At 65.1% G+C, this 14,601-nt stretch carries 13 protein-coding genes; 11 read left to right on the top strand and 2 right to left on the bottom strand.

Annotated elements, in window-relative coordinates; translation table 11 throughout:
- Positions 1-102 precede the first annotated feature (102 nt).
- The gene (locus GIW81_RS08765) at positions 103-1,650 is read left to right on the top strand and encodes a P-loop NTPase (protein ID WP_154738852.1); all 1,548 of its coding nucleotides are present in this window, start codon (positions 103-105) and stop codon (positions 1,648-1,650) included.
- Here GIW81_RS08765 and GIW81_RS08760 read toward each other — a convergent pair.
- A complete protein-coding gene (locus GIW81_RS08760; protein ID WP_154738851.1) occupies positions 1,625-1,924 on the bottom strand; it encodes a hypothetical protein in 300 nt (99 codons plus the stop codon). The genes GIW81_RS08765 and GIW81_RS08760 overlap by 26 nt on opposite strands.
- Before the next feature lie 257 nt (positions 1,925-2,181).
- On the opposite strand from GIW81_RS08760, the gene infC reads away from it, so the two are divergent.
- The 7 genes from infC (at position 2,182) to GIW81_RS08725 (ending at position 9,474) form a co-directional block, all read left to right on the top strand.
- A complete protein-coding gene (infC, locus tag GIW81_RS08755; RefSeq protein WP_324615012.1) occupies positions 2,182-2,721 on the top strand; it encodes a translation initiation factor IF-3 in 540 nt (179 codons plus the stop codon).
- 657 nt (positions 2,722-3,378) lie between these two features.
- A complete protein-coding gene (gene rpmI / locus GIW81_RS08750; RefSeq protein WP_154738849.1) occupies positions 3,379-3,579 on the top strand; it encodes a 50S ribosomal protein L35 in 201 nt (66 codons plus the stop codon).
- Between the two features lie 63 nt (positions 3,580-3,642).
- Positions 3,643-4,020 (top strand): 50S ribosomal protein L20, encoded by a 378-nt coding sequence (rplT, locus tag GIW81_RS08745; RefSeq protein WP_154738848.1) that lies wholly within the window; start codon positions 3,643-3,645, stop codon positions 4,018-4,020.
- Positions 4,021-4,189: 169 nt separating this feature from the next.
- The gene (gene pheS / locus GIW81_RS08740) at positions 4,190-5,272 is read left to right on the top strand and encodes a phenylalanine--tRNA ligase subunit alpha (RefSeq protein WP_154738847.1); all 1,083 of its coding nucleotides are present in this window, start codon (positions 4,190-4,192) and stop codon (positions 5,270-5,272) included.
- Positions 5,273-5,281: 9 nt separating this feature from the next.
- Complete coding sequence (gene pheT / locus GIW81_RS08735; protein ID WP_154738846.1) at positions 5,282-7,714, top strand: phenylalanine--tRNA ligase subunit beta; 2,433 nt, start codon at positions 5,282-5,284, stop codon at positions 7,712-7,714.
- 89 nt (positions 7,715-7,803) lie between these two features.
- The gene (locus tag GIW81_RS08730) at positions 7,804-7,953 is read left to right on the top strand and encodes a hypothetical protein (RefSeq protein ID WP_154738845.1); all 150 of its coding nucleotides are present in this window, start codon (positions 7,804-7,806) and stop codon (positions 7,951-7,953) included.
- Positions 7,954-8,127: 174 nt separating this feature from the next.
- Entirely contained in the window at positions 8,128-9,474 is a 1,347-nt protein-coding gene (locus tag GIW81_RS08725) for an NAD(P)/FAD-dependent oxidoreductase (protein ID WP_324615011.1), read from the top strand.
- Between the two features lie 70 nt (positions 9,475-9,544).
- Here GIW81_RS08725 and GIW81_RS08720 read toward each other — a convergent pair whose 3' ends face one another.
- A complete protein-coding gene (locus GIW81_RS08720; protein WP_229309121.1) occupies positions 9,545-11,074 on the bottom strand; it encodes a lytic murein transglycosylase in 1,530 nt (509 codons plus the stop codon).
- Between the two features lie 178 nt (positions 11,075-11,252).
- On the opposite strand from GIW81_RS08720, the gene lepA reads away from it, so the two are divergent.
- The 3 genes from lepA to GIW81_RS08705 all read left to right on the top strand — a co-directional run bounded on the left by lepA (position 11,253) and on the right by GIW81_RS08705 (position 14,587).
- Positions 11,253-13,055 (top strand): translation elongation factor 4, encoded by a 1,803-nt coding sequence (gene lepA, locus GIW81_RS08715; RefSeq protein WP_154738843.1) that lies wholly within the window; start codon positions 11,253-11,255, stop codon positions 13,053-13,055.
- A gap of 110 nt (positions 13,056-13,165) precedes the next feature.
- The gene (locus GIW81_RS08710) at positions 13,166-13,552 is read left to right on the top strand and encodes a BA14K family protein (protein ID WP_229309120.1); all 387 of its coding nucleotides are present in this window, start codon (positions 13,166-13,168) and stop codon (positions 13,550-13,552) included.
- A gap of 339 nt (positions 13,553-13,891) precedes the next feature.
- Positions 13,892-14,587, top strand: a complete 696-nt coding sequence (locus GIW81_RS08705; RefSeq protein ID WP_154738842.1) for a D-Ala-D-Ala carboxypeptidase family metallohydrolase — start codon at positions 13,892-13,894, stop codon at positions 14,585-14,587.
- Positions 14,588-14,601: the final 14 nt, after the last annotated feature.

Here is a 14,601-nt window from a genome sequence, read left to right as displayed (position 1 = left end):
CGATGCGCACCGGCATCCTATATCCAGGGCAGGCCGTGACTTCCAGTCTGGCCTCTGACAGTATCCGCGCCCGGCGCGATTAGCCGCCCTCAGGAGCCCTTTATGACCGTCTCGAAGCCGCATGTTCTCGATGAACTGCGCCGTATCAAGGGGCCCGACCTGGAAGGGAATATCGTCGACTTGGGCCTCGTTTCCGAGATCCTCGTCAAGGACGACAAGGTCTATTTCTCGATCACCGTTCCAGCGACACGCGCCGAGGAGCTCGAGCCCCTGCGCAGAGCGGCCGAGACGGTTGTCGCCAAGGTTCCGGGTGTCGCCAGTGTGAGCGCCGTGTTGACCGCTGAGATGCCACGCGGCACCGGCAAGGCGCCCGAAAGCGCGCGGGTGGCGCAGGCGCGCTCGCGCGGGACAGGCGGCAACGGCGGCGGTCACGCGCATAGCCACGATCACGCTCACGCTCACGCGCCCGCACCTGCCGCAGCGGCGGGTGCGCAGCCGGGTACCGGCCCCAAGCCCCTCGCCGCCATTTCCGGCGTAAAGACCTTGATTGCCGTCGCATCGGGCAAGGGCGGCGTCGGCAAGTCGACGGTCGCGGTCAACCTCGCGCTCGGCCTGCAGGCGGCGGGGAAGAAGGTCGGCATCCTCGACGCCGACATCTACGGGCCCTCGCAGCCGCGCCTGTTGGGCCTTAAGGGCCAGCCGCAGATCATCAGCGGCAAGACGCTCAAGCCGATGCAGGCGCACGGTCTCAAAGCCATGTCGATGGGCTTCCTCGTCGACGAGGAGACGCCGGTGATCTGGCGCGGCCCGATGGTCGTCGGCGCGCTCAACCAGATGCTGCGCGACGTCGCGTGGGGCGACGGCGGCGACCTCGACGTGCTGATCATCGATATGCCGCCGGGCACCGGCGACGTGCAGCTCACGATGGCGCAGCAGGTGCCGCTCTCCGGCGCAGTCATCGTCTCGACGCCGCAGGATCTCGCTTTGATCGACGCCCGCAAGGGCCTCTCCATGTTCCGCAAGGTAGGCGTGCCGGTGCTGGGCATCGTCGAGAACATGAGCACCTTCGTCTGCCCGAAGTGCGGTGAGCGCTCCGACATCTTCGGCCACGGCGGCGCAGAGCACGAGGCGCAGCGCCTCGGTGTTCCCTTCCTCGGCGCGGTGCCGCTCGACATGGACGTGCGCCTGCGCTCGGACACAGGCGAGCCGATCACGGCCACGCTCCCCGACAGCGAGCATGCCAAGATCTTCCGCGCCATCGCCGAGCGTACGCTGACCGAGCTGGAGACGGCGCAGCGCAATGCCGTGCGCCCACCGCGGCTGGAGATCACGGGAGGCGGTTCCGGCCTCACCGTCGAGTTCGCGTGCAAGTCGCGCTTCGAATTCACCGCCGAATTGCTGCGGGTGATGAGCCCGTCGGCCGAAGTGCAAGGGCACTCGGCGGAGCAGCGCGTCACTGTCGGCGGCAAACGCAACGTCAAGATCAAGGAGTTGCGCCCGGTCGGCAATTACGCGGTGCGCATTGCCTTCGACGACGGTCACGACACCGGCCTCTACACCTGGACGTACCTGATGCAGCTCGGGCGTGAGAAGGACATGCGCTGGGGCCAGTATCTGGAGGAGCTTACGAAGAAGGGACTTTCCCGCTGAGCCTGTCTCGTCGCTCGGTCAATTTCCTCTTGAGTCCGTAGGCGAGCGATCCCCAGGCGGCGGCGCAGGCCCAGGTCACGACCACCGCTGCCGGCTGAAAGTTACTGACGTACCGTGCCGCCTCGACGGCGGCGGCAATGACGACCGCCACGCCGGCCAAATGCGCCCAACGTCGGCACAAGAGCCCCGCCACGATCGCCGGGATCGCGACCAGCGGGTCGAAGAGCCGTTCCAGGACCAAGGATAGGAAAAGGAAAGAGTACGCGGCACTCATTGCCTAAATCCTCAAAGCGGATATGCCGCGCAGGTTCATTGGCACCGCCGCGCTGGCCAAGGAAAAGTGGCCTGCCGCCATACGATTTGGGTGGGTAGTGGCCCATTCAACTCAGGCGTCCGTCTTGACTTGAGGGCGTTTCTTTTCGATGTTTCGGCCTATTGCGACAGGCATCTGTGCCGGTTGACCGGGGTCGGTCGGCCGGCTTTACGTGCAGAAGTCAGACTTACCAGAGAAGTCACACAAGGAGAGACGACATCCGCCGACCAATGCGAGCCGCGCCCGAGCGCGAGCCATCAGGCCCCCGGATCAACGATGCGATCCGCGCCCGCGAAGTACGACTGATTGACGAGACCGGGCAGAACGTAGGCGTGGTGACCCACGTCGATGCACTCGAGCGGGCCGTCAAGGCCGGGCTCGACCTCGTAGAGATATCGCCCGAGGCTGACCCGCCCGTCTGCAAGATCCTCGACTACGGCAAATACAAGTATCAGGCGCAGAAGAAGGCGGCCGAAGCGCGCAAGCATCAGAAGATCGTCGAGATCAAAGAGATCAAGATGCGGCCCGCCATCGACGATCACGACTACGACGTGAAGATGCGCTCGATCAAAAGGTTCTTCGAGGAAGGCGACAAGGTGAAGATCACCCTGCGCTTCCGCGGCCGTGAGATGGCCCACCAGCAGCTCGGCATGGAAGTGCTGCAGCGGGTGAAGGGCGACCTCGAGCCGATCGCTAAGGTGGAATCCGAGCCGCGCCTGGAAGGCCGGCAGATGGTCATGGTTTTGGCACCGAGGTAACGGTCGTCCCGGCGCCGATGCCCGCGTGACGTGGGGGTGCCGATGACTTTTGTTCTGGCCAATGCGCGCGATCGCCGGCTGCTAGCGGCGGTCGCGCTTTTTCTTCTGACGGCAGGTACGTCGTCCTCCCTCGCTCAAACGACGCCGAAACTGCCAAGTGGCACAGGAGGGGGCGCCGGGGGTGTCGGCGGCGGTGCGGGCAACATGCCGGATTTCAGCCCGGTGCCCATGGCACCGGCTGCGCCGGCCGCCCCGTCCGCTACAGCGCCGCAACCCGTAGTTCCCGCACCGGCGCCCATCATTCGCTTCCGCTGCCAGGTTCCGGCGGGTGCGAGCACCTGCAAAGAGCAGCCTGCACCCGATGGCGGCGGCGATAGCGACTCCTGCGACTGCGCGCGCGACTTTTGCTACAATGACGGCGCAGGCGTGCGGATTTGCGAGAAACCCTGAGCGATATTAACCGGTCGAAGACCGCTTGCCGTTTTGGACCTCCACCCGTATAAGGACCCCCCAAGTCGCCCGGCGGGGCATGCCGTGGCGGCTTTTATTGCTTTGACAAGCCTCAATAGGTGGCTCCTCCCGAACAGGGACGTTTCCGATCGGCCATGGGTCGATACGGAATTAGGGCTGCCCCGAGTAGAGAAAGGATCGAGCCAAATGCCCAAGATGAAGACCAAGAGCGGCGCCAAAAAGCGCTTCAAGATGACGGGCACGGGCAAGGTGAAGGCCGCTGCGGCCGGCAAGCGTCACGGCATGATCAAGCGGACTGCGAAGTTCGTTCGCGATGCGCGCGGCACCATGGTGCTGAACGACTCCGACGCGAAGATCGTCAAGAAGTACATGCCCTACGCCCGCTGAGCATCCGCTGACCAAGCGTCAGCTGCTCGCGCAACCGAACACGTCATCTGAAGGAGCAAGTCCATGGCACGCGTCAAGCGCGGCGTTACCGCCCATGCCAAGCACAAGAAAGTTCTGAAGGCTGCGAAGGGCTACTATGGCCGTCGCAAGAACACGATCCGCGTCGCGAAGCAGGCCGTCGAAAAGGCCATGCAGTACCAGTACCGCGATCGCAAGGCCAAGAAGCGCACGTTCCGCGCTCTCTGGATTCAGCGCATCAACGCCGCGGTGCGCGAGCACGGCATGACCTACGGCCGATTTATCGACGGTCTGAACAAGGCCGGGATCACCATCGACCGCAAGGTTCTGGCCGATCTCGCCGTCACCGACGCTGAGGGCTTCAAGGCGCTGGCCGAGCAGGCTGCCAAGGCCGTCGAGAAGGCGCAGAAGGCCGCCGCTTAAGACACAGCCGGAACGTTCTATTGAATGTCATGCCGGGGCTTGTCCCCGGCATCCAGCTAAAGGCTGGGGTCGCAATTCGAAGTTGCATCCGACCTGAGCGTCTGGAGCCTGCTGATCCCTGGATCCCGGGCACAAGGCCCGGGATGACACCGGTAAGGTTCGTCAACCCATGACCTCGGTTGCTACAGGCGCAGATCTGCAAGGGCTCGAGCAAGAGCTTCTCGCCTCTATCGCTGCCGCCGGCGATCTCGCCGCCATCGAGCAGGCGCGCATCGCCGTGCTCGGCAAGAAGGGTCGCATCGCCGAGCTGATGCAGACGCTCGGCACGCTGCCGGCCGAGCAGCGCAAGGGCTTCGGCCAGTCCGTCAACGAGATCAAGGCGCGGGTCTCCGAGGCGCTCGAGGCGCGCAAGGCGTCGCTCGAGGGCGATGCGCTGTCGCAGCGGCTCGTCAACGAGCGCGCCGACGTGACCTTGCCGGTCCGTCCCGGCGCCGTCGCCGACGGCCGCATCCACCCGGTCAGCCAAGTTTACGACGAGTGCGTCGAGATCTTCGCCGACATGGGCTTTGCCGTCGCCGAAGGTCCCGACATCGAGACCGACGATCTCAATTTCACCAAGCTCAACATCCCGCCCGAGCATCCGGCGCGGCAAGAGCACGACACGTTCTACTTCCGGCCGAAAGAGGATGGATCGCGACTGGTGCTGCGCACGCACACGAGCCCGGTGCAGATCCGCACGATGCTGGCGCAGAAGCCGCCGATCCGCATCATCGCCCCGGGCCGCGTCTATCGCAGCGACAGCGACCAGACCCACACGCCGATGTTCCACCAGATCGAGGGCCTCGTCATCGACGAGACGACCCACATGGGACACCTGAAGTGGGTGCTCGAAGAATTCTGCAAGGCATTCTTCGAAGTGGACGAAGTGAAGATGCGCTTCCGCGCCTCGCACTTCCCGTTCACCGAGCCGTCGATGGAAGTCGACATCGGCGCCGAGGCGATCGGCAAGCCAGGCCAGTGGCTGGAAATCCTGGGCTGCGGGATGGTGCATCCAAACGTGCTGCGCAACTGCGGGCTCGATCCTGAGAAGTATCAGGGCTTCGCCTTCGGCATGGGCCTCGATCGCATCGCCATGCTGAAGTACGGGCTGACCGACCTGCGCGCCTTCTTCTCCGGCGATCTGCGCTGGCTGCGCCACTACGGCTTCTCGGTGTTGGACGTCCCAACGCTTTCCGGAGGCCTTTCGGGCTGAGGTGACGCAATGAAATTCACGCTGTCCTGGCTCAAGGATCATCTGAAGACTAAGGCGACGGTCGATGAGATCGCGACGCGTCTGTCGGCCATCGGCCTCGAGGTCGAGAGCGTCGAGAACCCCGGCGCGAAGCTCGGCGCTTTCCGCGTGGCGCGCATCGTCGAGGCCAAGCGGCATCCGAATGCCGACAAGCTGCAGATCGTCATGGTCGAGACCGACAAGGGTAAGCCGCCGCTCGAGGTCGTCTGTGGCGCCCCCAACGCGCGCACCGGGCTCGTCGGCGTTTTCGCGCCGCTCGGCACCTATATTCCGGGATCGAAGATCACGCTCGAAAAGAAGCCGGTCCGCGGCGTCGTCTCGAACGGCATGATGTGCTCGGCCGCCGAGCTTGAGCTTTCCGACGAGAGCGCCGGCATCATCGAGCTCTCCGCCGAATTGGCGGCGCATGTCGGCGAGAGCTACATCGATGCAGCCGGTCTCAACGATCCCGTTTTCGAGGTGAAGCTGACGCCGAACCGCCCGGACTGCACCGGCGTACGCGGCATCGCTCGCGATCTGGCGGCTGCCGGCCTCGGCACGCTGAAGCCGGAAAAGGCCATTTCCGGCGTCGAAGGCGCCGACGCATGCCCTATCGAGATCAAGCTCGAGTTCTCCAAGGATACGAGCAGTGCCTGTCCGGTGTTCGCCGGCCGCTACGTGAAGGGCGTCAAGAACGGCCCGTCGCCAGCCTGGCTGCAGCAACGCTTGAAAGCTGTAGGCCTCCGGCCGATCAACGCGCTGGTCGACGTCACCAACTACATCAGCATTGATCGCGGTCGCCCGCTGCATGTCTACGACGGCGACAAGTTGAAGGGTGCGGTGCGCGCGCGTCTCGGCAAGCCGGGCGAGAAGTTTCTCGCCTTGGACGGCAAGGAGTACGTGGTCGACGAGACGATGTGCGTCATCGCGGACGACAGCGGCCCGCTCGGCCTCGGTGGGGTCATAGGCGGCGAGGCTTCGGGATCTACCGACGCGACCGTCAACGTGCTGATCGAGAGCGCGTACTTCGATCCGGCACGTACGGCGCAGACGGGCCGCAAGACGGGCCTCGTGACGGATGCGCGTTATCGCTTCGAGCGCGGCGTCGATCCCCAGTCAGTCCTTGCCGGCCTCGATCTCGCGACGCAGATGATCCACAAGCTCTGCGGCGGCAAGCCGTCCAAGGCCACGGTCGCCGGTGTGGCGCCGGAGGGTCGGCACAGCATCACCTTCGACACCAGGCTAGTCGCGAAACTGGCAGGGCTTGTCCTTCCTGAGAGCGAGATCAGAACGATCCTGGAGTCTCTCGGCTGCGAGATCCTTGGAAAGGGCGATGTGATCAGCGTCACGACACCGTCCTGGCGCCCCGACATCCACGGTCCGGCCGACCTCGTCGAGGAGGTCGTGCGCATCGCCGGGCTCGACCGCGTACCAGCAACGCCCATGGAGCGTCCGGCGGGCGTCGCCAAGCCGGTGCTGACCGAGCGCCAGAAACGCGCCCGCCGGGCTCGCCGCACGCTGGCCGCGCGGGGCATCGTCGAGGCGATCACCTGGTCATTCATTCCCCCGGCCGAAGCGAAAGCGTTCGGTGGCGGCCATGCGGCGCTGGAGCTCGCCAATCCGATCTCGGTCGAGATGTCGGCGATGCGTCCGGGTCTGTTGCCGGGTCTGCTCACGGCACTGAAGCGCAATACCAACCGCGGCTTCAATGATGCGGCGCTCTTCGAGCTCGGGCAGGCGTATCGCGGCGACAAGGCCGACGATCAATACGTCTCCGCATCTGGCGTGCGCGCCGGTACGGCCAAGGTCTCTGGCAGCGGCCGCCATTGGGACGGGGCGGCGAAGGACGTCGACGTGTTCGACGCCAAGGCCGACGTGTTCGCCGTGCTCACGGCGCTCGGGCTCGATCCCTCGAAGGCGCAGATCACCCGCGACGCGCCGGCGTGGTACCACCCCGGACGGTCCGGCACGCTGCGCCTCGGGCCGAAGACGGTTCTGGCGCACTTCGGCGAAATCCATCCCGCGACGCTCAAGTCACTCGATGTCGCCGCTCCCGTTGCCGCCTTCGAGGTCTTCCTCGACGCCCTGCCCGCGCAGAAGGCCAAGAGCCGCGCCAAGCCGCGCCTTGAAGCCAGCGATCTCCTGCCGGTGCGCCGCGACTTCGCCTTCGTGCTCGATCGCAACGTCGCTGCCGCTGACGTGGTGCGTGCCGCGGCCGGCGCCGACAAGACGCTGATCCGCGAAGTGTCCGTGTTCGATCTGTTCGAAGGCGGTGCGCTCGAGAAGGAAGGCAAGAAGTCGCTCGCCATCGAAGTGACGCTGCAACCCACCGCCGAGACGCTGACCGACAAGGACATCGAGGCGGTGACGCAGAAGGTGGCGGCTGCGGTGAAGGCAGCGACCGGCGGCGAAATCCGCTCCTGATCGGAGCCTTAGCGGTTTTTCAAATCCTTGCGTGCTTGGTGCACGTGCGGGCATATTCAGCCCGCGCCAGCCGCGAGGGATATGCACCGATGGACAATCGCAAGCTTCTGATGTTCGGCTTCATCGCCTGCATCCTTGCCGCGCTCGCCTACACGTTCGTGTTCGCCGACCTGCCGTTCGCGACGGGACCCGAGACGCCTGCCGCGCCTGCCGCCGAGCCCGCTGCACCCGCGCCCTAAGCGCTCTACGCTGCTCGGCGTCCTGACGCACTTCGTCGCTCGCTATCGAATCGATATGCCCGGCGCTAGCGCTCCGCGGGCCGGCTGATGCTATAAGCGCGTCGGCCCGTAGGTCTCCATCCCAAGAGGCGCTCCGCGATGACGGAATCCACCACACTCCCCGCCACCACCAAGGTGCTCCCCGTCGGCGACGACACCAGCCTGCCGCACATCGTTATCGTCGGCGGTGGTGCGGGCGGTCTGGAATTGGCGACGCGGCTCGGTGACCGACTCGGCCGTGATCGCTGGTGGCGCAAGAAGCAGGCGAGGATCTCGCTCATCGAGCGCGCCCGCACGCACATCTGGAAGCCGCTGCTGCACGAGATAGCCGCCGGCAGCATGGATACGGCGCAGCACGAGATCGAGTATCAGGCACAGGGCTACTGGCACGGCTTTCAGTTTCGTTACGGCGAAATGACGGGCGTCGATCGCAAGAAGCAGCTGGTCTACCTTGCCGCCACCTACGACGAGGACGGACGCGAGATCACGCCGGTTCGCTCGTTCCGCTACGACATCCTCGTCATCGCCATCGGCTGCGTCGGCAACGACTTCGGCACGCCGGGCGTCACCAAATATGCCATCATGCTCGATACACCCGAGCAGGCCGAGCGCTTCAACCGGCGCATGATCAATGCCTGCGTGCGCGCCTACGCGCAGGAGGGCCCCATACGCCCCGGCCAGCTCGACGTCGCCATCATCGGCGCCGGTGCCACCGGCACGGAGCTCGCCGCCGAGTTGCACCAGACGGCACGCGGCGTCGTCGCCTTCGGCCTCGACAAGATCGACCCGGAGAAGGACATCAAGATCACCCTGATCGAGGCGGCGCCGCGCATCCTGCCGGCGTTGCCCGAGAAGATCGCCGAGGCCGTGGCCGAGACGCTGCGCGATCTCCACGTCGACATCCGCACGGGTTCTCCCGTGACTGAGGTCACAGCTGAAGGCGTGAAACTCGCCAACGGCAGCTTCGTACCTTCGGAGCTCGTCGTGTGGGCGGCGGGCGTAAAAGGTCCCGACGTGCTCGCCAAGCTCGATGGCCTCGAGGTCAGCAAGTCGAACCAGCTTGTCGTCACCGAAACGCTGCAAACGACGCGCGACCCCAACATCTTCGCGCTGGGCGACAGCGCATACCTCGTTCCTGAGGGGGCAACTGCGCCGATCCCGCCGCGCGCGCAGGCCGCGCACCAGGAGGCTTCGCACCTCTACACGGAGATCCAGCGCAAGCTGAAGGGCGAGCCGCTGCGGCCGTTCCACTATCGCGACTTCGGCTCGCTCGTGTCGCTCGGCCACTACTCGACCGTCGGCAGCCTCATGGGCTTCATCATCGGGCGGAGCTTCTTCATCGAAGGGCTGTTCGCGCGCTTGATGTATCGCTCGCTTTACAAGATGCACGAGATGGCGCTGCACGGGCCGTGGAAAGTGGCGCTCGATACGCTGTCGCGCACCCTGACGCGCCGCACCGAGCCCGTCGTCAAGCTGCACTGATCTACACGCGCGACGCGCTCTAGGGTCATCCCGGCAATGAATGCCGGGATGACGGAGAGTGCGTGCTGGCTTAGCCGCCGCTGCGCAGCGCGTAGAGCAGCTCGGGCGTGGCGTAGGAGTCGGCGGGCAAGCCCAGCTTGATCTGCATGTCCTTCACCGCCGCGCGCGTCTTGGCGCCGGCGAGGCCGTCGATCTTGCCCACGTCGTAGCCGCGCCGGGCAAGTATCTGCTGCAGCTCCTTGGTCTGCGCCGCGTCGAGACCGTTGGTGTCGCCGCGGCCGCGCGACATCGCCCCCGCGCCGTCGATGCGGGTGGCAAGATAGGCGGCGGTCGTCGCGTAGCTCAGCGAGTTGTTCCACTCCGTGTAGATATCGAAATTCGGGTAGGCGAGGAATGCCGGCCCGTTGCGCCCCATGGGCAGCAGCAGCGACGCGGTGAGGTTGTCGGCGGGAACCGGGCTGCCGTCGGGATACTGGATGCCCCACTGCGCCCATTGCGAGCGCGGCAGCTTGATCGCGAGATCGGCCTTGTCCCACGGCAGATCGCCGGTGACGCGCACCTCCTCGATCCACGGCTCGTTCGGGCGCCAGCCGAGGTTCTTCATGTAGTTCGCGGTCGAGCCGATGACGTCGTCGTCGTTGGAGAACAGGTTGATGCGCCCGTCGCCGTCATAGTCGATGGCGTAGTCGAGGTAGCGGGTGGGCAGGAACTGCGTCTGCCCGATCTCGCCAGCCCACGAGCCGATCATGCCGGACGGGCTCATGTCGCCGCGGTCCATGATCTGCAGCGCGGCGATCAGCTCCTCGGTGAACATCTCGCCGCGCCGGCAGTCGTAGGCGAGGGCGACGAGGGACGGCAGAATGGGGAGCTTCCCCATGCCGGCGCCGAAGTCGCTCTCCAGCGCCCAGAAGCCGGTGATGACCGAAGCGGGCACGCCGAATTCCTTGCCGGCGCGCTCGAACGTGGCGCGATGCTCGGTGACCTTGCGCTTGCTCGACTGCACGCGGTTCGGCGTCGCCAGCTTGGTCTGGAAGTCGAGGAAGGTCATGACGAAGATGGCGCCCTGCTTGCGGTCGCGCCCGATGATGTTGGTGGCAAGCGGCGTCGCGTCGACGATGGCGATCGACTGACGGCTGACGCCGCGCGCCGCCGCTTCTTTGCGGAAGCGCGCCTTCCACGCTTCGAAGTTCTCGGTGTTGCGGCAGTTCTCCTTTGCCGGCGGATAGGGTGGGCGCTTCTTGGGATGCGTGGCGTGCGAGGAGACGCCACCGGTTTCCTGCGCGACCGGGGCCACTGCCGGCGCAGCCTCGGTGGGAGGGGCCTGCGTCATCGGCGCGGGGGCTTCAGGTGCGGCAGGAGCGGCAGCGGGGGGTGTGACAGCTGCCGGTGCCGTCGCGGCTGCCGCGGGCGCGGCGGGCGGCGTTGCGGCTGCCGCCGGTGCGGCCCCAGGTGCTGCAGTTACGGGCGGTGCCTTGCGGACGGGCTTCTTCTTCGGGATCTCGCGGAACGCGGGGGAGGATTCGATCTGGGCCGCGGCGATATTGATGGTGCCGAAATAGATGGTGGCGGCGAGGGCCGCGCAAATTTTCATAACGTGCATCACGCGTCCTTCGGCGTTTTGGCGATCGGGGTGGGGCTAACAAATGCCGCTCGGTATGGCCGCGTCAAGACAAGGACGGCCGCATGGTGTGCGGTATTTTCGGCCCCCACCGGAAAAGCACGGTTACTCAAGCCACTGCCCCTTTCTAGGGGCGGGGGGCGGTGCTATCTACCGCGCCATGACCGATACCTCCCTGATCCGCAATTTCTCCATCATCGCCCATATCGACCACGGAAAGTCGACCCTCTCGGATCGGCTGATCCAGCTGTGCGGGAACGTGGCCGACCGCGAAATGAAGGAGCAGATCCTCGACTCGATGGACATCGAGCGGGAGCGCGGGATCACCATCAAGGCGCAGACCGTGCGCCTCGACTACAAGGCCAAGGACGGCAAGACCTATCAGCTCAACCTGATGGACACGCCGGGACACGTCGACTTCGCCTACGAGGTGTCGCGCTGCCTCGCTGCCTGCGAGGGCGCGATCCTCGTCGTCGATGCCTCGCAAGGCGTCGAGGCGCAGACGCTCGCCAACGTCTATCAGGCGCTCGACAACAACCTCGACATCCTTCCCGTCCTCAACAAGGTCGACCTACCCGCCGCAGACAGCGAGCGTGTCAAGCAGCAGATCGAGGACGTCATCGGCCTCGATGCGTCCGACGCCATTCCGATCTCGGCCAAGACCGGTCTCAACGTCGAGGCAGTGCTCGAGGCGATCGTCGAGCGCCTGCCGCCGCCCGTCGGCAATCCCGACAAAACGCTCAAGGCGCTGCTGATCGACAGTTGGTACGACGCCTATCTCGGCGTCGTCGTGCTCGTGCGCATCATCGACGGCATGCTGCGCAAAGGCCAGAAGATCACGCTCATGTCGACTGACGCCAGCTATCAGATCGAGCGCGTCGGCGTGTTTCGTCCCAAGCAGCAGATGATGGACGCGCTGGGTCCCGGTGAGGTCGGCTTCTTCACCGCCGCCATCAAGGAAGTGGCCGACACGCGCGTCGGCGATACGGTCACCGATGCGCGCAACCCGACTACGGAGCCGCTGCCTGGCTTCAAGCCGGCGCAACCGGTCGTCTTCTGCGGACTGTTCCCGGTCGATGCGGCCGACTTCGCCGACTTGCGCGACGCCATGGGCAGACTGCGCCTCAACGATGCGAGCTTCTCCTTCGAGATGGAGACTTCGGCTGCGCTCGGCCTCGGTTTCCGTTGCGGCTTTCTCGGGCTACTGCATCTCGAGATCATCACCGAGCGGCTCGAGCGCGAGTTCAATCTCGACCTCATCACCACCGCGCCGAGCGTTATCTACAACATCTACCTCACCGACGGCACGATGCTCGAGATGCACAATCCGGCGGACATGCCGGATACGACGCGCATCGAGCGCATCGAGGAGCCGTGGATCAAAGCGACGATCATGGTGCCGGACGAGTATCTCGGCGGCATCCTGAAGCTTTGCCAGGACCGGCGCGGGCGGCAGAAGGATCTCACCTACGCAGGCAACCGCGCCATGCTCGTCTACGAGCTGCCGCTGAACGAGGTCGTGTTCGATTTCTACGATCGCCTGAAGTCGATCAGCAAAGGCTATGCCTCGTTCGACTACCAGATCAAAGGCTACGAGGAGAACGAGCTCGTGAAGCTTTCGGTCCTGGTCAACGAGGAGCCGGTCGATGCGCTGTCGATGATCGTGCATCGCACCCGCGCGGAAAGCCGCGGGCGATCCATGTGCGAGAAGCTCAAAGAACTTATTCGACCTCACCTTTTCAAGATCCCGATTCAGGCAGCCATCGGCGGCAAGGTCATTGCGCGCGAAACCATTAGCGCACTGCGCAAGGACGTGATCGCCAAGTGCTACGGCGGCGACATCACGAGAAAGCGCAAGCTGCTCGAGAAGCAGAAGAAGGGTAAGAAAAAGATGCGCCAGTTCGGCAGCGTCGACATTCCCCAGGAAGCCTTCATCGCCGCCTTGAAGATGGACGAGAACTGAGGCGTCGCGCTCGGCAATGGACGCGCGCGCTCAATCGCCAGCGAACGTCGACATTTCACGCCGCTGGCCACGCCATCGCCCCGGTATCGCCGCCTGCATGCCATCGGTGCATGAAATCACGTGCTCAACGCGAACTTCGCGTGGTGGGAAAGGAGCACATCGTGACACGAATGAAATCGATGGTCGGATCGGTCGTGTGCGCGTCGCTGTTGGTGTCGGCGCTGCCGCTTGCGTCTGCCGTTGCGGCACCGATCGGAATGCAGGCGATCAAAAGCAGTGACACCGGCGTAACATTGGTCGGGCGCCGCGGCTGGGGTCCGGGAGCCTTGTTCGGCGGCATCGTCGCCGGCGCACTGATTGCGGCCGCGATTAGCGAAGGCCGCGCGGATGATCGCGATATGCGCCGCTGCGCCCGCGACTTCCGCGGCTTCGATCCACGCTCCGGCACGTATATCAATCGCTACGGCGAGGAGCGTGTTTGCCCGTACCTGCGCTAGGACGGCAACACGCAAGCACTTTGCTGAGGCGCCGGTTGCACAATCCGGCGCCTCATCGCTTTTCAAGACGCATACGGCGCATCGCCGCACCAGGTTAACCACGCCCCATTGTCACCACATGGCGTGGCAGACTGCGTCTCAACCCGGCTTGGTCATCGTCGTGATGATCGTGGCAAAGGCGCTCGACGGACAGGCGAGGCGGTCTCCGGGGATCTGCGTAGGCTCGTGAACTCGACGGCTGGCTGTGTGCGGCCGTCGATGCAGACCGAGCTGCGAATTTGGAATGGGGCAAGCGCTCGATAGCCGCCCCGAAGTCTCTCTACAAATCCAGGAGTGATCATGATCAAGCGGCTCTCAACCGCAACGATCGGCGTTGCGCTCATTTTCTCTGCCACATCCGTGCAGGCGGCAAAGCCCTACTACGGTTTCGACGGTCGGACTTACGGCGAGCCGGCACAGGCACCAAACTGGGGGCGCCCCGAGGCGAAGAATGTCCCTCGCGTCGCCGACGACAAGGGCGCGCCTCGCAAGTGCCTGACCAAGCCGGTGCACGACCTGCTCGACCAGGTCGAGGCTCGCTTCGGACCGGTAAAGGTGATCTCGACATGCCGCCCGGGCGCGCGCATCGCCGGATCTGGCCGCATCTCGCGCCATGCCAGCGGCAACGCCGTGGACTTCGAGGCCGGCAACCGCAAGGGTGCGATCATCGATTGGCTGGTCGCCAATCACAAGACGGGTGGCACCATGACGTATCCCGACATGAGCCACATCCACATCGACGTCGGCCAGCACTTCGTTTCGCTGGCAGGCGGTCGCAAGTATGCGAGCCGCAATACCGGCAGCAGCAGCCGGCGCTCCGCGTCGAGCGGCGGCTCGCGGTACGAGCGCTATGCGCGCGATTACGACTACGAGCCGCGCTCCTATGGACGTTCCCAGCGATATGCGCGTGAGGCCTCGTACGAGCGCGGCTATGGCTCGCGTTACGGGTCCGGCAACTCCGACTACTCTCGCGGCTACGCTACGATGTATCGCTAGATTGCCATTCCGTG

The organism is Hyphomicrobium album, assembly GCF_009708035.1.
Taxonomy (GTDB): domain Bacteria; phylum Pseudomonadota; class Alphaproteobacteria; order Rhizobiales; family Hyphomicrobiaceae; genus Hyphomicrobium_A; species Hyphomicrobium_A album.
The sequence above is the reverse complement of the archived record's forward strand: the minus strand, read 5'-3'. Positions and strand labels throughout refer to the sequence as shown.

Excerpts from the sequence above, each read along its gene's own strand:
- GIW81_RS08765 (WP_154738852.1), top strand. The coding sequence starts at position 103 with ATGACCGTCTCGAAGCCGCATGTTCTCGATGAACTGCGCCGTATCAAG.
- rpmI (WP_154738849.1), top strand. The coding sequence starts at position 3,379 with ATGCCCAAGATGAAGACCAAGAGCGGCGCCAAAAAGCGCTTCAAGATG.
- GIW81_RS08730 (WP_154738845.1), top strand. The coding sequence starts at position 7,804 with ATGGACAATCGCAAGCTTCTGATGTTCGGCTTCATCGCCTGCATCCTT.
- pheS (WP_154738847.1), top strand. The coding sequence starts at position 4,190 with ATGACCTCGGTTGCTACAGGCGCAGATCTGCAAGGGCTCGAGCAAGAG.
- rplT (WP_154738848.1), top strand. The coding sequence starts at position 3,643 with ATGGCACGCGTCAAGCGCGGCGTTACCGCCCATGCCAAGCACAAGAAA.
- GIW81_RS08760 (WP_154738851.1), bottom strand. The coding sequence starts at position 1,924 with ATGAGTGCCGCGTACTCTTTCCTTTTCCTATCCTTGGTCCTGGAACGG.
- GIW81_RS08710 (WP_229309120.1), top strand. The coding sequence starts at position 13,166 with ATGAAATCACGTGCTCAACGCGAACTTCGCGTGGTGGGAAAGGAGCAC.
- GIW81_RS08705 (WP_154738842.1), top strand. The coding sequence starts at position 13,892 with ATGATCAAGCGGCTCTCAACCGCAACGATCGGCGTTGCGCTCATTTTC.
- GIW81_RS08720 (WP_229309121.1), bottom strand. The coding sequence starts at position 11,074 with ATGCACGTTATGAAAATTTGCGCGGCCCTCGCCGCCACCATCTATTTC.
- lepA (WP_154738843.1), top strand. The coding sequence starts at position 11,253 with ATGACCGATACCTCCCTGATCCGCAATTTCTCCATCATCGCCCATATC.
- pheT (WP_154738846.1), top strand. The coding sequence starts at position 5,282 with ATGAAATTCACGCTGTCCTGGCTCAAGGATCATCTGAAGACTAAGGCG.